Source organism: Ferrimonas sediminicola, from assembly GCF_005116715.1.
Lineage (GTDB): Bacteria > Pseudomonadota > Gammaproteobacteria > Enterobacterales > Shewanellaceae > Ferrimonas > Ferrimonas sediminicola.
The window spans coordinates 23,992-42,213 of sequence record NZ_SWCI01000011.1 but is presented as its reverse complement, the minus strand read 5'-3'; the positions used below and the strand labels follow the sequence as shown (position 1 = coordinate 42,213).

The 18,222-nt window shown below is 63.9% G+C and carries 16 protein-coding genes; 9 read left to right on the top strand and 7 right to left on the bottom strand.

The window, feature by feature from the left end; all coding sequences use genetic code 11:
- Nucleotides 1–49: 49 nt before the first annotated feature.
- The 3 genes from FCL40_RS14565 to glnG all read left to right on the top strand — a co-directional run bounded on the left by FCL40_RS14565 (nucleotide 50) and on the right by glnG (nucleotide 3,208).
- Nucleotides 50–589 carry a DUF4124 domain-containing protein gene (locus FCL40_RS14565; protein ID WP_169307140.1) on the top strand — a complete coding sequence of 180 codons (540 nt, stop codon included), beginning with the start codon at nucleotides 50–52 and terminating at the stop codon, nucleotides 587–589.
- Between the two features lie 181 nt (nucleotides 590–770).
- Complete coding sequence (gene glnL / locus FCL40_RS14560) at nucleotides 771–1,817, top strand: nitrogen regulation protein NR(II) (protein ID WP_205729146.1); 1,047 nt, start codon at nucleotides 771–773, stop codon at nucleotides 1,815–1,817.
- Complete coding sequence (gene glnG, locus FCL40_RS14555) at nucleotides 1,814–3,208, top strand: nitrogen regulation protein NR(I) (protein ID WP_136854029.1); 1,395 nt, start codon at nucleotides 1,814–1,816, stop codon at nucleotides 3,206–3,208. Before glnL ends, glnG begins: the two co-directional genes overlap by 4 nt.
- On the opposite strand, the gene fieF is transcribed toward glnG, so the two are convergent.
- Both fieF and FCL40_RS14545 read right to left on the bottom strand, forming a co-directional pair.
- Nucleotides 3,205–4,122 (bottom strand): cation efflux pump FieF, encoded by a 918-nt coding sequence (gene fieF, locus FCL40_RS14550; RefSeq protein ID WP_136854028.1) that lies wholly within the window; start codon nucleotides 4,120–4,122, stop codon nucleotides 3,205–3,207. The two genes, glnG and fieF, sit on opposite strands and share 4 nt — an antisense overlap.
- 109 nt (nucleotides 4,123–4,231) lie before the next feature.
- On the bottom strand, nucleotides 4,232–4,717 hold the full coding sequence (locus FCL40_RS14545) for a Spy/CpxP family protein refolding chaperone (RefSeq protein WP_169307139.1): 486 nt from the start codon (nucleotides 4,715–4,717) through the stop codon (nucleotides 4,232–4,234).
- A gap of 168 nt (nucleotides 4,718–4,885) precedes the next feature.
- Here FCL40_RS14545 and FCL40_RS14540 point away from each other — a divergent pair, with 168 nt between their 5' ends.
- The 3 genes from FCL40_RS14540 to FCL40_RS14530 all read left to right on the top strand — a co-directional run bounded on the left by FCL40_RS14540 (nucleotide 4,886) and on the right by FCL40_RS14530 (nucleotide 7,498).
- Complete coding sequence (locus FCL40_RS14540) at nucleotides 4,886–5,560, top strand: response regulator (RefSeq protein ID WP_136854026.1); 675 nt, start codon at nucleotides 4,886–4,888, stop codon at nucleotides 5,558–5,560.
- Nucleotides 5,548–6,972: an ATP-binding protein gene (locus FCL40_RS14535; protein WP_136854025.1), complete on the top strand. Its 1,425-nt coding sequence runs from the start codon at nucleotides 5,548–5,550 to the stop codon at nucleotides 6,970–6,972. The genes FCL40_RS14540 and FCL40_RS14535 overlap by 13 nt, the downstream gene beginning before the upstream one ends.
- A gap of 61 nt (nucleotides 6,973–7,033) precedes the next feature.
- Nucleotides 7,034–7,498, top strand: a complete 465-nt coding sequence (locus FCL40_RS14530) for a tRNA (cytidine(34)-2'-O)-methyltransferase (RefSeq protein WP_136854024.1) — start codon at nucleotides 7,034–7,036, stop codon at nucleotides 7,496–7,498.
- Between the two features lie 20 nt (nucleotides 7,499–7,518).
- Here the strand turns inward: FCL40_RS14530 and yjjG are convergent, their stop codons facing one another.
- Nucleotides 7,519–8,193: a pyrimidine 5'-nucleotidase gene (gene yjjG / locus FCL40_RS14525; protein WP_136854023.1), complete on the bottom strand. Its 675-nt coding sequence runs from the start codon at nucleotides 8,191–8,193 to the stop codon at nucleotides 7,519–7,521.
- 100 nt (nucleotides 8,194–8,293) lie between these two features.
- Between yjjG and FCL40_RS14520 the strand changes: the two genes are divergently transcribed.
- The 3 genes from FCL40_RS14520 to FCL40_RS14510 all read left to right on the top strand — a co-directional run bounded on the left by FCL40_RS14520 (nucleotide 8,294) and on the right by FCL40_RS14510 (nucleotide 12,596).
- Nucleotides 8,294–9,190, top strand: coding sequence for a LysR family transcriptional regulator (locus FCL40_RS14520; RefSeq protein ID WP_229360344.1), 897 nt, complete (start codon nucleotides 8,294–8,296; stop codon nucleotides 9,188–9,190).
- A gap of 202 nt (nucleotides 9,191–9,392) precedes the next feature.
- Complete coding sequence (gene fusA, locus FCL40_RS14515) at nucleotides 9,393–11,417, top strand: elongation factor G (protein ID WP_136854021.1); 2,025 nt, start codon at nucleotides 9,393–9,395, stop codon at nucleotides 11,415–11,417.
- 141 nt (nucleotides 11,418–11,558) lie between these two features.
- Nucleotides 11,559–12,596, top strand: a complete 1,038-nt coding sequence (locus tag FCL40_RS14510) for a P1 family peptidase (protein WP_229360343.1) — start codon at nucleotides 11,559–11,561, stop codon at nucleotides 12,594–12,596.
- A 31-nt stretch (nucleotides 12,597–12,627) separates the two neighbouring features.
- Here the strand turns inward: FCL40_RS14510 and FCL40_RS14505 are convergent, their stop codons facing one another.
- From FCL40_RS14505 to FCL40_RS14490, 4 genes are all read right to left on the bottom strand, one after another.
- Nucleotides 12,628–13,614: a DUF4382 domain-containing protein gene (locus FCL40_RS14505; RefSeq protein ID WP_169307138.1), complete on the bottom strand. Its 987-nt coding sequence runs from the start codon at nucleotides 13,612–13,614 to the stop codon at nucleotides 12,628–12,630.
- A 143-nt stretch (nucleotides 13,615–13,757) separates the two neighbouring features.
- Nucleotides 13,758–15,221, bottom strand: coding sequence for a M16 family metallopeptidase (locus FCL40_RS14500; RefSeq protein WP_136854019.1), 1,464 nt, complete (start codon nucleotides 15,219–15,221; stop codon nucleotides 13,758–13,760).
- Nucleotides 15,221–16,507, bottom strand: coding sequence for a M16 family metallopeptidase (locus FCL40_RS14495; RefSeq protein WP_136854063.1), 1,287 nt, complete (start codon nucleotides 16,505–16,507; stop codon nucleotides 15,221–15,223). Before FCL40_RS14495 ends, FCL40_RS14500 begins: the two co-directional genes overlap by 1 nt.
- A gap of 273 nt (nucleotides 16,508–16,780) precedes the next feature.
- Nucleotides 16,781–18,214: a DUF4145 domain-containing protein gene (locus FCL40_RS14490; RefSeq protein WP_136854018.1), complete on the bottom strand. Its 1,434-nt coding sequence runs from the start codon at nucleotides 18,212–18,214 to the stop codon at nucleotides 16,781–16,783.
- Nucleotides 18,215–18,222: the final 8 nt, after the last annotated feature.

Genomic DNA, 18,222 nt, shown 5'->3' with positions numbered 1-18,222 from the left:
GGCCGCGCCACTGCTACACTGAATGGATGATCGCAAGGAGGAGACAGGGATGAGAACCCTCTTGCTGTTGCTGCTGCTGTGTGCCCAGGGTCAGGCCGCCATCTATCGGTGGGTGGACGACCGTGGCGTGATTCACTATGGCGATCTGCCCCCACCCGGACAGGCAGAGCCGGTCACCCTCACCCCGGGCAATCGGGTGACCCTGCACGCGCCGATTCTCCCCACTGTCAGCCCGCCCCCAGTCGAGACCGCGGCCCACTACACCCTGGCGATCATCAACCCGGCTCCGGACGCCACCCTACGCAGCAACCAGGGTCGGCTGGCGGTCAGGGTAACCACAGACCCCAAACCCGCTCCGGACCACAGCCTGCAACTGCTGGTGGACGACCGGCTCCACCCCCTGAAGGGCGGCCGGATCACCCTGGAGAATGTGGACAGGGGTTCCCATCGGCTGCAGGCGTTGATGGTGGACGCCGAGGGTGCACTGCTGGCAGAGAGCCAGGCGATCACCGTCCACCTGCACCGCCAGTCCAGGCTGTTCGGCAACCCCCGCCATCAGCAGCCCCCGGCCGAGAACACCCCACCCTGACCGACGACTTGGCAGGGCTCTTGCAACAGATCTGACCATCAGTGGAAAAACCACCATCATGGGCCCTGCCGGGCGGTCGCTCACCAGATTGAGGCAACCGCCCACCCCATGTTTGCACCATGTTGGTGCAGTGGTATCTTAGTAGAGGATGCCCCGAGGAGCTTCACCGACCATGGCCGACATACAGGAAATCAATCTGCTCAACCATCTCAACGCCGCCCTGCTGGTGGTGAACCGCACCCTGGGGGTGGAGTTCGCCAACCAGGCCAGTGAGCAGCTGTTCGGCCTCAGCCAGCGCCGCCTGGGAGAGCTGACCCTGACCGAGTGCATCTCCCACCTGGGAGTCAAGCCGGCCCAGCTGAAGGAGAACCTGGCGGACAGCCAGGCCGCCGCCTTCTACGCCATGAGCCTGGCCACCCTGGAGGGGCAGCACCACACGGTGGACCTGTTCCTGACCCCACTGTCACCGGGCCGGGGACTGCTGGAGATCCGGGTGATCGACCAGCAGCAGCGGATCAGCCAGGAGCTGCACCAGTACGCTCAGCACCACGCGGCCCAGCTGCTGGTGCGAGGCCTGGCCCATGAGATCAAAAACCCCCTTGGGGGACTGAGAGGCGCCGCCCAACTGCTGGAGCGGCAGCTGGAGGAGGCAAGGCTCAAGGAATTTACCGGGATCATCATCGAGCAGGCGGACCGCTTACGCAGCCTGGTCGATAAGCTGCTAGGTCCGCAGAAGCCGGGACAGAGGGAACCCGGCAACATCCACCGCATCCTCGAGCAGGTCGCCCGCCTCTGTGGCCTGGAGTTTTCCGAACAGCTCACGTTTGTCCGGGATTACGATCCCTCCATCCCAGATTTCGACATGGACCGGGATCTGCTGCAGCAGGCGGTACTCAACATCGTCCGCAACGCCGCCCAGGCGCTGGAGGGGCGGGGCACCATCACCCTGAAAACCCGGGCCTGCAGCCAGATCACCATCGCCGGCAAACGCCACCGCATGGCGGTGGCGGTAAGCGTCATCGACGACGGGCCCGGCATCGATGAGAAACTGAAAGACACCCTGTTCTACCCCATGGTGACCGGACGCCAGGAGGGATCCGGCCTGGGCCTCTCCATCGCCCAGAACGCCGTTGCCCAGCACCAGGGGCGCATCGACCTGGACAGCTGGCCGGGGCACACCGCCTTTACCCTGGTGCTGCCGCTGATTCCCAACAAGGAGGAGAAATGACCGAGCAACTCTGGATTCTGGATGACGACAGCTCAATCCGCTGGGTACTGGAACAGGCGATGCGAGCCGAAGGGATCAGCTGCGCCAGTTTCTCCAGCGCCGATTCCCTGTGGGAAGCCCTGGGTGACGCCCAGCCCAGTGCCATCATCAGCGACATTCGCATGCCGGGTACCGATGGGCTGACCCTGCTGGAGAAGGTGCAGAGGCAGTTCCCGGAACTGCCGGTGATCATCATGACCGCCCACTCGGATCTGGACAGCGCCGTCGGCGCCTATCAGGCCGGCGCCTTCGAGTACCTGCCCAAACCCTTTGACATCGACGAGGCAGTCTCCCTGGTGCAGCGAGCCCTGGAACAAGCCGCCAGCCGCAAGCCCTCGGCCGACGAGGAGGCGCTGCCGGTACCCGAGATAATCGGCGAAGCCCCGGCGATGCAGGAGGTGTTCCGGGCCATCGGCCGCCTGTCGCGCTCCACCATCAGCGTGCTGATCAACGGCCAGTCCGGTACCGGCAAGGAGCTGGTGGCTCATGCCCTGCACAAGCACAGTCCGAGGGCCAGCCGCCCCTTTATCGCCCTGAATATGGCCGCCATCCCCAAGGATCTCATCGAGTCGGAGCTGTTCGGCCATGAAAAGGGGGCCTTTACCGGGGCCGCCGGCGTCCGCCAGGGACGCTTCGAACAGGCCGATGGCGGCACCCTGTTTCTGGACGAGATCGGCGACATGCCGCTGGATGTGCAGACCCGGCTGCTGAGGGTGCTGGCGGACGGCCAGTTCTACCGCGTCGGCGGCCACCAGCCGGTGACCGTGGATGTGCGCATCATCGCCGCCACCCACCAGGATCTGGAGAGCCGGGTGGCCGCCGGGGAGTTTCGTGAGGACCTGTTCCACCGCCTCAACGTCATCCGGGTACACCTGCCCTCCCTCAAGGATCGCCGTGAAGACATTCCGGCGCTGACCCGCCACTTCCTGGCCCGAGCCGCCTCGGAGCTGGGAGTGGATCCCAAGCGGCTGCACCGCGATACCCTGGAGCGGCTGGTGGCCCTGCCCTGGCCCGGTAACGTCCGCCAGCTGGAAAACAGCTGCCGCTGGCTGACGGTGATGGCGTCTGGCCAGGAGATCCTGCCCGCCGATCTGCCCCCCGAGCTGCAACCCGGCGGAGAAGCGGCCCCGCTGCCGGGGGGCGAGGATTGGCAGAGCGGCCTGGCCAGATGGGCCAGCGAAGCGTTGGCCTCGGGCCAGCGGGAGCTGCTGGCCACCGCCCTGCCCCAGTTTGAGAAGATCATGCTGGAGACCGCCCTGGCGCACAGCGGCGGCCACAAGCAGGAAGCGGCCAAGCTGCTGGGGTGGGGGCGCAACACCCTCACCCGCAAGCTGAAGGAGCTGGGCGTCTAGCCCGGGCTGCCCGCCTCGGGCTGAAATCCGGGCACCACCTCCTGGGGATCCTGGTGGACGATCACATCGCTGTCCGGGTAAAAGGTGCGAATGCGATCCTCCACCGACTCGGCGATGTCGTGTGCCTCTCTCAGCGACAGGTCACTGTCCAGTTCGATGTGCAACTGGACAAACAGCATATGGCCGGCGCGGCGTGTGCGCATGTCGTGCAGGCCCAACACCCGCTGATCCTCCCGGGCCAGCTGGACAATCTGCTCCTGTACCTCGGGCTCCGCCTCCCGATCCAGCAGCAGCTGCACCGCTTCGTATCCCAGGGTCACCGCCCCGTAGCCGATGTAGAGGGCGATCAGCACCGAGAACACCCCGTCCGCCCACAGCATCCCCTGGGCTGAGAGCACCAGGGCCACCAGTACCGCCAGGTTCAGCAGCAGATCGGAGCGGTAGTGCAGGGCATCGGCGGCGATGGCAGTAGACCCGGTCACCTTGACCGCATGGCGCTGCACCGCCAGCAGCGCCAGGGTCAGGGCGATGGCAAACAATGACACCCCGATCCCGACATTGCCGTGGGTCAGTGCCGCCGGCTTGAGGATGCGGTCGATGCCATGGAACACCAGCAGGAAACTGGATCCCAGGATAAAGCCCGCCTGTGCCAGGGTAGCCAGGGGCTCCGCCTTGCCGTGACCAAACTTGTGGTTGTCGTCGGCGGGCTGGATCGCCAGCCTCAGGGCCATCAGGTTGATCAGCGAGGCGGCGGCATCCATCAGGGAATCGGTGAGTGACGCCAGCATGCTGGCGGAGCCGGAGTAGAACCAGGCAGTAAGCTTGGCCACGATAAGTACGGTGGCGGTGGCCACCGAGGCACGGCTGGCCCAGGTCACCCAGAACTTGTAGTCGGCACTGACGGGTTGAGGCATATCTATCCAATCCGAATTTATGAAACAGCAGCCAGTGTACCAGCTGCGACGGCAGCACCAATGAAAAAAGGCGGCATCTGCCACCCTTTTAATTGATTCTTAATGAGAATCAGAAACGGTCGTCCAGTCGCTTCATCCTGTTGGCGCGCCGCTCCTGCAGCTGCTGCTTCTGTTCGGCGGTCAGCAGCTGCATGATCTCGTGCTTAACTCTCATCTGCTTGAGCCGCATCTCCGCCATCCTGGCCTGACCCGCCGCGATCATCTCACGGGCCGCCTGCTCATCGAACTCCGCCGCCTTCATCAGCTGATGGTGGCGCTCCATCTGCGCCCTCTTCGCCTCCGGATCGCGCCCGGGACGCTCCGCCTCGGCCCGGGCCAGGATCGCCTTCACCTGCTGCTTCTGGGCATCGGACAGATCCAGGTGGCGCAGCATCCGTGTCAGCTGCTTGCCACCCTGGTTCCCCCCATAAAAGCCGCCGCCCCGCTCTTGGCAGGGGCCCTGACCGGGGTGGTTGGCGGAGGCGGTGGAAACGACGGTCATGGAGAGCAGCAGACCCGCCGCGGCGGCCAGCGCCCATCTCTTGGTTGCTTTCATATCGTCAGTCCTTCTGTAGTTTCGAGAGTCGGTCATTTCGGTACGATTCCAGTCTATCCCTCCGCACGTCAGGCAACTGCAGCCGCGAGTAAAACTGTGTAAAGTAGAGTCAGACCGACTCCCGGGCCACGGTAGGCTTACGGCATCAAGGGTTTTTGGAGGGCCAAAATGGGCAAGATTCTTCTCGTTGAAGACGATCTGGAACTGTGCGAGCTGCTCACCGAGCTGTTGCAGATGGAGGGATACCACCTCGCCTGCTGCCAGAACGGTCGGGAGGGGCTGGCACTGGCACAGAGCGGCGGCTTCGACCTGCTGCTGCTGGACGTGATGCTGCCGGAGATGAACGGTTTCGAAATCCTCAGGGAGCTGCGCAAGCAGAGCCGCCTGCCGGTACTGATGCTGACCGCCCGCGGCGACGACATCGACCGGGTTGTCGGGCTGGAGATCGGCGCCGACGACTACCTGCCCAAGCCGTTCAACGACCGCGAGCTGGTGGCCCGAATCCGCGCCATCCTGCGCCGCACCCAGGAGTGGGATCCCTCGGATCAGATCACCGACAACGACCTGGTGGTCAGCCCGGGCCGCCAGGAGGTGTGGTACCGCGAGGAGCTGCTACCGCTCACCTCCACCGAATTTTCCCTGCTTCAGGCCCTGCTGGATCACACCGGAGAGGTGGTGGCCAAGGAGGATCTCAGCGTCAGCGTCCTCGGTAAGAAGCTGATGCCCTTCGATCGCAGCCTGGACATGCACCTGTCCAACCTGAGGCGCAAGCTGCCCGAACGCCAGGACGGCCGTCCCCGCATCAAGACCGTCAGGGGCAAAGGCTACATATGGCTCGAATAGAGGTCGCCCTTCCCAACCGACTCTTTCTCAAGCTGTTGCTGGCATTCTGGATCACCACCAGCCTGATCGTCGGCTCGGTGATCCTGATCCCCAAGGTGCTGCAACCCCAGGACCTGCAGCCGCTGAAGTCGTGGCAACAGGAGTTCCTGCTCAAGGCCGCCCGCCGTCTCGAGACCCTGCCAATCCGCGACCTCGACCGCTTCGCCGACATGATGCGCCATCGCATTCATCCCGCCGAGGACAAAGGCAAGCGTCCCCCCGGGCCGGGCATGGGCCCGCTGCGGGATGATCGCTTCCGCTTCCACCTGCTGACCCTGGATGGCCGGCCCCTGGGGCACGAAGCCAAGCGCCTGCCCCGGGCGGCGCGCCGCTTCCTGCTGGAAAACGAAGCCCTGACCCCCATGGCGTTCTACAGCATCCGCTCGGTGATCTTCGGCCCCGAACCCCTGACCCTGAATGGCCAGCCCACCCTGCTGCTGGTGGAGATGAAAGCCTCCCACTCCAGGAGCTGGATCCTCTACCTTCAGGAGAACCCATTGATGTTCGTGCTGCTGGTGGCCCTGGTGTCCGGGGTGATCTTTGGCCTGGTGGCCTGGCACTTTGGCCGGCCGCTGAACGCCCTGCGGCTGACCGCCCTGCAGCTGGGCCACGGGGACCTGGATGCCAGGGTGGAACCCAGGATCCTGGCCAGGCGGGACGAGGTGGGGCAGTTGGCCCGCAGCTTCGACACCATGGCCCACTCGGTCAGCACCCTGGTCCGGGAGCAGCAGCGGCTGATCTCCGACATCTCCCACGAGCTGCGCACTCCGCTGACCCGGATCCAGCTGGCCCTGGCCCTGGCCAAGCGCAAGGGCCAGGCGAGCAACGAGCTGACTCGGCTGGAGCAGCAGGCCGCCCAGATGGAGGGAATGATCCAGGAGCTGTTGCAGCTCTCCCGTCTCAACAGCCAGGTGACCGACACCAAGCAGCGGCTCAACCTGGGAGACACCCTGGAGCGGGTGATCGACGGCGCCGCCTTCGAGGCCGAGCAGGCGGGTAAGAGGCTGGAGGTGACCCTGCCACAAGGGCTGACCCTCAATGGCTGCGAAACCCTGCTGCAACGGGCGGTGGAGAACCTGCTGCGCAACGCCATCCGCTACGGCAACCAGCAGATCAGGCTAAGCGCCTGGCGCCGGGGAGAGCGGCTCAACCTGCGGGTGGAGGACGACGGTCCGGGCGTGCCGCCAGAGCAGCTGGAGGCCATCTTCAAGCCGTTCCACCGGGTCTCCAAGGCCCGGGATCGCCAGAGTGGCGGCTGGGGCCTGGGCCTGGCGATCGTCCAGGGGGCGGTCACCGCCCACCAGGGGCAGATCAGGGCGGAGATTGGCGTGCTGGGCGGCCTCTGCGTCACCCTGACCCTGCCCATCGAGTGACTTGCAGCCCCCCGGCCCCGCTGTCATACTGACCCGCCCTGACCATCAGCCAGCCCACACCATGTTTGAGATCGCCCTGTTTGAGCCGGAGATCGCCCCCAATACCGGCAACATCATCCGCCTCTGTGCCAACAACGGCTGCCATCTGCACCTGATTGAGCCTCTGGGGTTTGATCTGGAGGAGAAGAAGCTGCGCCGTGCCGGGCTGGACTATGGCGATCTGACCCGGGTCACCCGCTACCCGGACTACCCGGCCTTCCTTGAGGCGATGGCGGGCCGGCGTGTCTTCGCCCTCACCACCAAGGGGAGCCGCCCCCATACCGAGCCCGACTACCGGCCCGGGGACGTGCTGCTGTTTGGCCCGGAGACCCGGGGACTGCCGGCGCCGGTGCGCAACGCCATCCCCGCAACCCGGCGCATCCGCATCCCTATGCAGGGCAGCAGCCGCAGCCTGAACCTCTCCAACGCCGTGGCCATCGTCAGCTACGAGGCCTGGCGTCAGCAGGGGTTTGAGGGCGCCCTCTAGGGCTTCGCGGGGCTGAGGCCTCAGGCCAGCAGCAGCGCCTGCAGCTCCGCCAGATGACGCACCTGAAAATCCGGGGTAATCCCCTCCGGGCAGGGGGTGTCGTGATGGTTCAGCCAGCAGGTGTGGAAACCGGCGCGGTTGCCACCGAGGATATCCGAGTGGGGGTTGTCCCCCACCATCAACACCCGCTCCGCCCTCGGGTGGTCCATCAACTTCATGGCGTGATCGAAGATGCGCGGATCCGGTTTGGCCACCCCCACCTGTTCGGAGATCACCACCAGGGAAAACACCTGATCCAGGTGGTTGCGCTCCAGTCGCACCCGCTGCAGGTCGGTAAAGCCATTGGTGATGATCCCCAGCCTGGCCCGGCTCTGCAGAGCCGTCAGCAGCTCACGGGCTCCCGGAAGGGGACAGCACACCTCGGCCATCGCCCCGAGGAAGGCGGCATTGATCTCACCAGCACTCATGGCCAGCAGTTCCCGCCAGGGTTCGAAGCGGATCTGCTGCACCTCCCGGGCGCCAATCTCTCCGTTCTGGTAGGCGACCCACAACGGCCGGTTTCTCTGCTGATAGGCCTGGTAGGCCTCCCGGTCGAAGGCCAGTCCGCGGTCGGCGAACAGTCGGGACAGCCCGGCGAAATCGTCGAAGTGGAACAGGGTGTCGTCGGCATCAAACAGGATCCAGTCGTAATTCAAAGGGACTCTCCGCAATAGGATTTGCCCTCCACTCTACACAAGCCGCAGCGGGTATATAATGGCAAATTTGGAACAACTGAATGTCCTCTCAGGAACAAATTTGAACAGAGATCTCTTCGCCGCCATCCCCGTCCTCGTGGCGGTGGTGGCGACCGGCAGCTTTACCGCCGCCGCCCGACGTCTGGAAATGACTCCTTCGGCGGTCAGCAAGCGGATCCAGGCCCTGGAGCAAACCCTGGGCAGCCCTTTGCTGCTGCGCACCACCCGCAGCCTGAGCCTGACCCGGGAGGGCCGGGAGTTCTATGAGGATGCCCGCAAGGCGTGGGAGTTGGTGCAGCGGGGGCAAAACCGGCTGGAGCTGAGCCGGAACCAGCCTCGAGGCACCCTCAGCCTCAGCCTGCCGATGGTGTTTGGCCGTCGCTACGTGGCACCGCTGATCCCCCGCTTCCTGGCAGACCACCCCGGCGTGAAGGTGGATCTCCACCTGGATGATCGCATGGTGGACCTGGTGGCCGACGGCATCGACCTAGCGATCCGCATCGGCCACCTGCCCGACTCTCAGCAGGTGGCGGTCCCCATCGCCCCCTGCCGATCGGTGCTGTGCGCCAGCCCGGGCTATCTGGAACGCCATGGTGTGCCCAGCTCCCCCTCGGCGCTGGCCGAGCACAACTGCCTAGAGTACAGCTACTTCCGTGGCGGTCGCCACTGGCAGCTGGGAGAGGAACAGATTCAGCCCGAAGGCAACTATCGGGCCAACAACTCGGAGGCCCTGCTCGACGCCCTGGTGGCGGGGATCGGCATCGCACAGATGCCCACCTTCATCGTCGCCCCCCAACTGAGGGACAACACCCTGGTGTCCCTGTTGCCGTCCTGGCCCCTGCCCAGTCATACCATCTACGCACTGCTGCCGGGCCGAGAGGGACTTCCGGCAAAAACCACTGCCTTTCTGAAACTCATCCAGGATGAGCTGGGCGTCACGCCACCGCCGTGGGAGTGACGCCAGCCGCCGGATCACGCAGAGGGATCCCCCCAGACCCCGGCAAAATAGGCAGCTTTACCTTGGCCAATTAGAGACTCAGGTGGGTTATGCCGAACAATAATCAACCGCAAAAAGCGTGACCTTGGTCAATAATTACCACCTGTTTGCTACCTATACTCGGAATGGACTGCCGGATTCAACAAAGATAAAGGAGGCAACTATGCCTAAGTATCGTACCGCGCAGATAAGGAACCTGGCCCTGATGGGCCATACCGGAAGCGGTAAATCCTCGTTGATCGAGGCCCTCTTGTTCCGGGCTCATGCCATCAATGACCGTGGCAGGGTCGACAAGGGCACAAATCACGCCGATTTCACTGCCCAGGAACAAGCCCATCACCACAGCCTGGAACCCTCCTTCCTCTCCCTCGATTATCAGCATCACCACATCAACCTCATCGACACCCCCGGACTGGCCGACTTCTTTGGCCGGGCCCTGTTGCCGCTGCCGGCGGTCGAATCGGTGATGCTGGTGATCCATGCCGAACATGGCATCGAAGCGGTTACCCAGCGCGCCTTCGAAGCCGCCCGCCACCAGGGCAAGGCGATCGTCATCGTGATCAACCACATCGACGACAACCTGGACCGACTCGAAGCCCTGGTGGATCAGATCCAGACCCGATTCGGTCCCGGCTGTCTGCCCATCAACCTGCCCACAGCCGAGGGTGACGGCGTAGTGGATTGCTACTTCCAGCCGGAGCAGACCCCCACCCTGTTCAGCGACACCGCCAGCGTCCACGACGAACTGGTGGACACCGTCCTCGAGGAGGATGAGGCCCTGATGGAGCTCTATCTGGAGCAGGGGGAGTCCCTCGATCCCAAGCAGCTGCATGAACCCCTGGAGACCGCTCTGCGGGCGGGCCACTTGGTGCCCATCTGCTTTACCAGTGCCGAGAGGGACATCGGCCTCTCCGCCCTGCTCAGAGTGGTGTGCGAGGTGATGCCCAACCCGCTGGAAGCCACCCCGCCCGCCTTCCTCAAGGGCTGGGGCGACGAGGAGCAGGCCATCACCATCACCCAGAATGCCGATGACCACGTGTTGGCCCACGTGTTCCGGGTGGGCATCGACCCCTTCGTCGGTCGCATGGGCGTGCTGCGCCTGCACCAGGGCACCCTGACCCAGGGTATGCGCCTGCTGATCGGTGATGGCCGCAAACCCTTCAAGGTCAACCACCTGTTCAAGCTGCAGGGCGCCAAGCAGATCGAGGTCGAAGAAGCGGTCCCCGGTGACATCCTGGCCCTGGCCAAGATCGATGGCCTGGAGGTGGACGCCATCCTCCACGACAGCCACGATGAAGACCTCTACCACATGCCCAAGCTGGATATGCCTCAACCCATCTTCGGGCTGGCGGTGAAACCGAAGAAGCGGGGGGATGAGCAGAAGATCGCCGAGGTACTGCACAAGCTGGTGGCCGAGGATCCCAGCCTGCATATCGAGCATCAGGAGAACCAGAACGAAACGGTTCTCCAGGGCCTGGGCGATATGCATGTGCAGATCGCCCTGGAGAAGGCCAACGAGGTGTTCAACGTGGATATGGAGACCGCCAAGCCGACGGTGGCCTATCGCGAGACCATCACCACCGGCGCCGACGGGCAGCACAGGCACAAGAAGCAGACCGGCGGTGCCGGCCAGTTTGGCGAGGTGTCCCTGCGCATCGAGCCGCTGGAGCGGGGGGCCGGCTTCCACTTCGAAAGCCAGGTGGTCGGCGGCGCCATTCCCGGCCAATTCATCCCGGCGGTGGAGAAGGGGGTGCGCGAGGCGATGAATCAGGGCTTCCTGGCCGGCTACCCCATGCAGGATATCAAGGTGATCGTCCTGGATGGCAAGCACCACTCGGTGGACTCCAAGGAGATCGCCTTCGTCGCCGCCGGCAAGAAGGCGTTCCTCGACGCCGTTGCCAAGGCGGGTCCGGTGATCCTCGAGCCTCTGGTGGACATGCACGTGCAGGTGCCCCAGGAGAAGATGGGGGACATCACCGGGGATCTCAGCGCCCTGCGCGCCATGGTGTGTGGTACCGAAGCCCTGGCCAACGCCCAGGTGGACATCAATGTGGAGGCGCCCCTGGCGGCCCTCGACGACTACGCCACCCGCCTCAAGGCGATGACCGGTGGCGAGGGCCAGTACTCCATGACCTTCAGCCGCTACGAGATCGCCCCGCCCAATGTACAGCAGTCGCTGATGCATTGACCCGGCTCACCGAAATGTAAGGCGCCTGCGGGCGCCTTTTCTTTTCTTCGGTGGCCTCTGCTAAGCTGCATCCCTGGCATCATGAGCTATTGAGCTGATCAGTAAGAGATAGTCACCAAAGTCATACCACAAAGGACCATCATGAAACACTGGGCAATTGCGGCGCTATGGGCGCTGCTGGGAGGCACCGCCATGGCCGACGACTACCAGACCGACGCCATCTTCGGCATCAAGGGACTGGCCATCGGCCAGGTGTCCGACAGCAAGGGACTGACCGGGGTCACCGTGCTGCGCTTCGACCAGGGCGCCACCGCCGGGGTGGACGTGCGCGGCGCCGCCCCCGGCACCCGGGAAACCGACCTGCTGAGGCCGGAGAACCTGGTGGACAAAGTCCACGCCATCGTCCTCTCCGGCGGCAGCGCCTTCGGCCTGGACAGCATGAGCGGCGTGGCCCGCTGCCTGGAGGAGCAGCGGATCGGCTTCGACACCGGCGTAGCCCAGGTCCCGATCGTGACCGGGGCCGTGCTGTTTGACCTGGCCCTGGGGGACGCCAAGGCCCGCCCCGACGCCGAGATGGGCTACCGGGCGGCCAGGGCCGCCCAGCGCATCAGTTTTGCCGAGGGCAGCGTCGGTGCCGGCACCGGCGCCAGTGTCGGCAAGATCGCCGGCATGAGCCGGGCCACCAAGAGTGGCATCGGCAGCTACAGCATCACCCTGAACGGCGGCCTGATCGTCGGAGCCGTGGTGGCGGTCAACGCCTGGGGAGACGTGATGGAGGGCAACACCCTGCTGGCGGCCACCCGCAACGAGGCCGGTACCGGCTTTGTCTCCGGCACCGAGTTGATCCTGGCCGGGGCCAACGCCCAGGGGTTTGCCGGTCGCAACACCACCATCGGCGCCATCGTCACCAACGCCAGGCTGACCAAGTCCCAGGCATTGAAGCTGGCCCAGATGGGCCACGATGGCTATGCTCGGGCGATCCGTCCGGTGCACTCCCTGTACGATGGCGACACCCTGTTTGCCGCCGGCACCGGAGAGGTGACCGTCAGCGACATCAACGCCGTCGGGGTGATCGCCGCCGAAGTGGTGGAGGAGGCGATCCACCGGGCGGTCAAAGCCGCCACCGCTGCCGGAGGCCTGCCCGCCAGCCGCGACCTGCAACCGGGCAGCCAGCCCTAACAAAACGGAGCCATCAGGCTCCGTTTTTTCTCTATCCTCGGCCACCGTGGCCGGGGCCGCCGCCACCCTGACCACCACAGCGGTGCTGATTTTGATAGCCGCCGGACTCACCGGCGTCAATGGCCACCGTCCCACCGTCGCCATAGAAGGCAAAACCGGATTCGGCCCCCTCGTTGGTTTCCGGCTGATCCAGGTGTCCCAGGCAGCTGTAGCCCACCCGGTACTCCCCCTCGGGCAGGAAGCCCATGCCAAAGCCCCAACTGCCGTCATACAGCTGGTGTACATAGGCGGTGGCGATGGGCAGCACCTTGCCGGACTCCGCCTCCAGGGCCATGTCGTCCATCCCCTCGAACGCGGTGGTGGCGGGATAGAGGTAGGCAACGTGGTAGAAGACCCCGCCCTCGGCGGCCAGATCGGCGTTGTCCGCCTCACACCCCTGAATCCAGGTTTCGTCCACGCTGGCCATCAGGTGACCCATGCTCTGGTTGTCCACCCAGCGCCAACCATGCTGACCATAGCCGTAACCCTGCTCGGGATCATGGTAGAGCCCCTGGCGCAGATCCATCTCCAGGGTAAATCCGTGGTGCTGACCTGAGCCCAGATCCAGCTCCCCCAGATCCAGCTCGCTCCTGCCCATACCCAAGGCATGACGGCCCTGATGGTCATCCACATAGGAGCCCTGATCGCCGCTGCCCGGCTCCATCTCCAGTCTCAGGTGGTAGCGGCCGGCGGGCAGGGGGTGGTCCTCCAGCAGCCAATAGGCCTGGTCCTGCTGGTAGTCCAGCATGTTCACCCGGTGCCGGGACAGATCGATGCTGTGCGCCTCATCGCCGTTCACCGGGGTCAACACCATCCGCCGAAACGCCACCATCACCGACTGGACACCATCCATGGGGGCATCGGAGACGGCGACGCTGAGGGTGGCCCCGGGCAGATCCGGCGTCTTCGGGGCGGGGTTGGAATCACTGCCACCGCAGCCAGAGAGCAGCGGTAACAAAAACAGGCATCTTGGATTCATATTCATTCATCCCTGCTACATTAGACGACTCTACAATGTACAAAAAATAACCTGACATTGTTTTGATTCAGTCAGGGTAAACAGGCAAAAAAAACCAAAAAAGGGGCCCAACCTGGCCCCTTTTCATGATAGGGAGCCAGAGGTTAGAAGCGGAAACCTTCGCCCTGAATGCTCACCTCTTTCACCTGCCCGTACTGACCGGCCACAGAGCGGATATCCTCCGCCTTGCCGATCATCACAAACTGCAAGTTGTTCCTGGGGAAGGCCTTGGTCACCAGGGCCCGGGCTTTCTCCAGGGTCAGGCTGTCCACCTGCTGCTGGAAGCCGTCGATGAACTCAGGGCCGAAGCCGTAGAGGTACATCTGCCCCAGCAGAGACGCCAGTTGACCGGAGGTCTCGTACTTGGGTGGGAACTGCCCCTTTACGTAGGCCTTGGCGGAATCCAGGGTCGCCTGATCCAGTCCCTGTTCCCACAGACGGGCATAGGTCTTCAGTGCCAGATCTACCGCCGCCTGGGTGTTCTTGGTGGCAGTAAAGGTGCTGATGACAAAGCTGCCGCTTTCGGAGTAGGTGGTAAAGCGGGAACGGGCACCATAGGTCAGGCCAGCGTTCACCCGCAGCTCATCGTTGAGCCAGGAGGTGAAGCGACCGCCCAGGATGGTGTTGATCACCTGCAGGGACACATAGTCAGGATCGTCGCGGGAGATACCAGGGCCTCCGATGATGAAGGTAGTCTCGATGGCATCCGGCTTGTCCACCAGCAACACCCGGGCCTTGGATGGCTCAGGCAGCGCCTTGTCGAGCTTCGGCATGGTCGGCGTATCGGCACCACGCCAGTCGTCGAACAGACCTTCCAGGCGCTGCTTCATCTGAGCGGCATCGAAGTCTCCCACCAGGGTGATCGCCATGTTCTGGGGCTGATACCAGCTGCCGTGGAAGATCTTCAGATCATAGTTGTCCATCCCCTCAACGGCTGCGGATTCACCGGCAGCAGCATTGGCATAGGGATGCTCCCCGTAGAGCAGGCTGTCGAAGTAGGCCCCCACCACCTGACGGGGGCTCTCCTTGCGCTGCTTCAACTGGGCGGCGTAACGGGCCTTGGCCTTATCCACCTCATCGGCGGGGAAGCTGGGCTTGCGCAGCAGCTCCGCCAGCAGCGGCAGCATCACTTCCGCGTCTTTACTCATAAAGCGCATGGAAAGGGAGGTCCCCTCCTTGCCGGCGTTGGCAGCCAGCTCGGCACCCAGGCTGTCTACCAGGGATTCCAGTTGCTGCTTGGTGCGACGCTCGGTGCCCAGCAGCAGGCCGTCGGCGGTCATAGTGGCCAGACCGGGGACGCTGTCGTTCACTGCACCGGCACGGATGGTGACGTTGGCGGTGATCAGCGGCACATTGCGCTTCTCCATCAGCTGCAGAGTCAGGCCGTTGTTCAGGGTGACCGTCTCATAGGCGGGTAGGGTGAAGGGCTTGGTTTCAGCGGCCTTGAAGCTGGGCGGGTTCACGGTTTCCACGGGTTTGACTTCCGCCTTTGGGGTGGTCTGGCTGCACCCGGTGGCCATCAGGGCGGCCAGGGACAGGGCGAGCAGGGATTGAGTCAGGGCTTTCATCAGTCTTTATCCTCCTCGGCCGCCAGCACGCCCACGGTGCGGTTGGACTTCTTCAGGTAGGTCTGGGCTACCCGCTGCACGTCTTCGCGGGTGATCTTGGCGTAAGCCTCAGGGGCGGTGTACATCTTCTTCCAGTCTCCCTGGAACAGCTCGTAGGTACCCAGGGTATTGGCACGACCGTTGATGGTCTCCAGGGTGTCATAGAAACCCATCAGCTTGCTGTTCTTAATCTTATCCAGCTCCTCCTGAGAAACCCCCTCCTGCGCCACCCGATTGATCTCGGTGATCAGCGCCTGCTCCAGGGTGGCGGCTTCCACGCCGGGCTTGGCCACGGCAAACAGATAGAACAGATTGGGGTCGAAGCTGTCCGGCACATAGCCGTCCACGCCCAGGGCAATCTGCTGCTCATCCACCAGCGCCTTGTTCAGGCGCGAGCTGTTACCGTCGATCAGCAGCGACATCAGCACGTCCAGGGCATAGCTGTCCTCATGAGAGGTCTGGGGGACGTGGTAGGCAAACATCAGGTTGGGACTGGTCACCGACTGCTTGCGTACATAGACCCGGCGCTCACCCTTCTGCTCAGGCTCCACGGTGCGCACGTCGGCAGGAGGCGTTTGTGCAGGGATGGAACCGAAGTAATACTCCGACATCTGCTTCACCTGGTCGTAATCCACCGCACCGGCGATCACCACCACGGCATTATTGGGGGCGTAGTAGGTCTTGTGGTACCGCTTCAGGTCATCCAGGGTCCAGGCATAGATGTCGGACTCATGACCGATGACGCTCCAGCTGTAGGGGTGGGCGCGGAAGGCGGTGGCTTTCACCTCCTCCTGCAGGGCACGCCAGTTGGAGTTCTCCAGACCTGTGGTTCGTTCGGACGCCACCACGTTGCGCTCGCTCTCCACCATCTTGGCATCGATGTTCAGATGGGCGATGCGATCCGACTCCAGCTTGAAGATGGTCTCCAGGGCTTCCGCCGGGAACCAGTCGGTATAGACGGTGACGTTCTCCGTGGTGTAGGCGTTGTTAGCGCCACCTGCGGCTTCCATGGTGCGGTCAAACATCTTGGGACCGTAGTTCTTGGAGCCGTTGAACATCATGTGCTCGAAGAAGTGGGAGAGGCCGGTGATGCCGGGTACCTCGTTGCGGGATCCCACCTTCCAGAACAGGTACATGTTGGCATTGGGAATGGCGTCGTCTTCCAACACCAGCACCTTCATGCCGTTATCCAGGGTAAAGCTCTTCACCTCAGACGGATCCGCCGCCTGTGTTACCACAGGGGCCATCGCCAGGGAGAGCGCCAAAGCCGGCGTGAGTAACTGTTTCACCGAACCGCTCCTTGTGACAGAAAAAATAGAGATGCATCATGCCAGCCGCGGGCCAGCAGAGCAAAAAATTAACGACTTCACAACACCTTAAACATGGGACTCCAACGAAGTGCCCAAGAGTGTCTCTTTGATTAGGGGACTGCCGGCAGCAAAAGTTCGTCGGCAAACGGGCCTAGCCACCACGCTACTGGATGACCAGCCTGGGGACAATGCTGGATAAGTTACGCTTTGTTAAAGACTTTCAAAAGGCAATGGCAGCCCATGATCATCAAAACGGCGCCGGGCCAACTGCAGCCTCTCCAGTCTGTCGACACTGCCGGTTCCCGACTCCAGGGCCGCCACCAGGGTGGGGCTGAACCGCTCGATCGCGTCCCTGAGTGTCCGGCTGCCGGCATAGTGATAAGCCGCCTGCAGCAGCGCCGCCCCCTCCACAGGATCCGCATCCGGCACCTCGTTATCGAAGATGGCCAGGCTGAATTCAAACATCGCCTCGGGCAACCCGGCGTAGCGGATCGCCTTGCGATAGAGCGCGCTGGCCCGGGCCGGATCCGCCGGCAACCGCTCACCATCGAGCAGGTGCCGGGCCAGGGCCGCCATGGCATCGGGGTAGTGCTGCGCCGCCGACTGCTGCAGCCAGTCCATCGCCTCTTCCTCTGTCCCCTGCTGATCCAGCAGCAGGGCCAGGTGGTACTGGGCCACCGGGTAGCCCGCCTGAGCCGCCTGGCGGGTGTAAGCCAGGGCCTTCGGGGGATCGGGCCGGTGATGGTGATAGAGTACCCCCAGGTTGGCCATCGCCTCCGCCTGATCCTGCTCCGCCGCCAGCAGCAGGAAATGCTCCGCCTTGAGCAGATCCTGATCGAAGGCGGTGCTGGAAGAGAGATAGAAATAGCCCAGCAGCGCCTGGGCTTCCGCCAGCCCCGACGCCGCCGCCTGCTGCACCAGAGTCTCGCCCCGGGCCCGGTCCTCCTGACTGCCGTAACCGTGGATCAACGCCACGCCAAACTCGAACCTGGCGCCGAGGTGACTGTCACTGGCCCGCTCAAACCAGTAACCCGCCTGGGCCAGCAAAGAGCGGGAGGCCTCGGTATTGATGTCGGCGCTGTCATTGGCCATGGCAAAGGAGAGCTCCCGCTCCCGCAGCATCATCCCCTTGGCCTTGAGGGAAACCCCCACCAGATACTGGGCCTCGGCGTCCTCCTCCATCACCGCCCGGTAACACAACTCCCGGCCGGCCACCTGGTCCAGGGGCTCGAACCGCCACTGGGGGCAGGGCTGCCCGCTGAGGGGGGTATAGGCGTCGGCCAGCACCCCGGCGGTCAGCTGCACCGACTTGCGGGCCAACTCCACCAACTGCTCCTGGGAGAGGCGGTACTTCTCCGGGTGGGCCCCCTTGTTGCCCCCTTCGCGCAACTTGTGCAGCCTGCGGGCCAGGCGCACATCGATGGCCCGGGCCCGGTTGAGCACCTCCACCCGGTCATAGAGGTTCCTGCTCTTGAACTTGATCTCCGCCGCCGCGGCCAGCGCCTCCACCAGCTTGTAGGCCACGGATCGCAGGTGAACCAGGGCATGGGTGGGAACATCCAGGCAGTAGTTTCGAGCCAGGCGGTAATCCTCCAGCAATGAGGGTTCCAGCCGTCGAACCAGTTCCAGATCGTTAATTGCCACTATTTTTC

Excerpts from the sequence above, each read along its gene's own strand:
- FCL40_RS14565 (WP_169307140.1), top strand. The coding sequence starts at position 50 with ATGAGAACCCTCTTGCTGTTGCTGCTGCTGTGTGCCCAGGGTCAGGCC.
- glnG (WP_136854029.1), top strand. The coding sequence starts at position 1,814 with ATGACCGAGCAACTCTGGATTCTGGATGACGACAGCTCAATCCGCTGG.
- fieF (WP_136854028.1), bottom strand. The coding sequence starts at position 4,122 with ATGCCTCAACCCGTCAGTGCCGACTACAAGTTCTGGGTGACCTGGGCC.
- FCL40_RS14545 (WP_169307139.1), bottom strand. The coding sequence starts at position 4,717 with ATGAAAGCAACCAAGAGATGGGCGCTGGCCGCCGCGGCGGGTCTGCTG.
- FCL40_RS14540 (WP_136854026.1), top strand. The coding sequence starts at position 4,886 with ATGGGCAAGATTCTTCTCGTTGAAGACGATCTGGAACTGTGCGAGCTG.
- FCL40_RS14535 (WP_136854025.1), top strand. The coding sequence starts at position 5,548 with ATGGCTCGAATAGAGGTCGCCCTTCCCAACCGACTCTTTCTCAAGCTG.
- FCL40_RS14530 (WP_136854024.1), top strand. The coding sequence starts at position 7,034 with ATGTTTGAGATCGCCCTGTTTGAGCCGGAGATCGCCCCCAATACCGGC.
- fusA (WP_136854021.1), top strand. The coding sequence starts at position 9,393 with ATGCCTAAGTATCGTACCGCGCAGATAAGGAACCTGGCCCTGATGGGC.
- FCL40_RS14510 (WP_229360343.1), top strand. The coding sequence starts at position 11,559 with ATGAAACACTGGGCAATTGCGGCGCTATGGGCGCTGCTGGGAGGCACC.
- FCL40_RS14505 (WP_169307138.1), bottom strand. The coding sequence starts at position 13,614 with ATGAATCCAAGATGCCTGTTTTTGTTACCGCTGCTCTCTGGCTGCGGT.
- FCL40_RS14500 (WP_136854019.1), bottom strand. The coding sequence starts at position 15,221 with ATGAAAGCCCTGACTCAATCCCTGCTCGCCCTGTCCCTGGCCGCCCTG.
- FCL40_RS14495 (WP_136854063.1), bottom strand. The coding sequence starts at position 16,507 with ATGGCCCCTGTGGTAACACAGGCGGCGGATCCGTCTGAGGTGAAGAGC.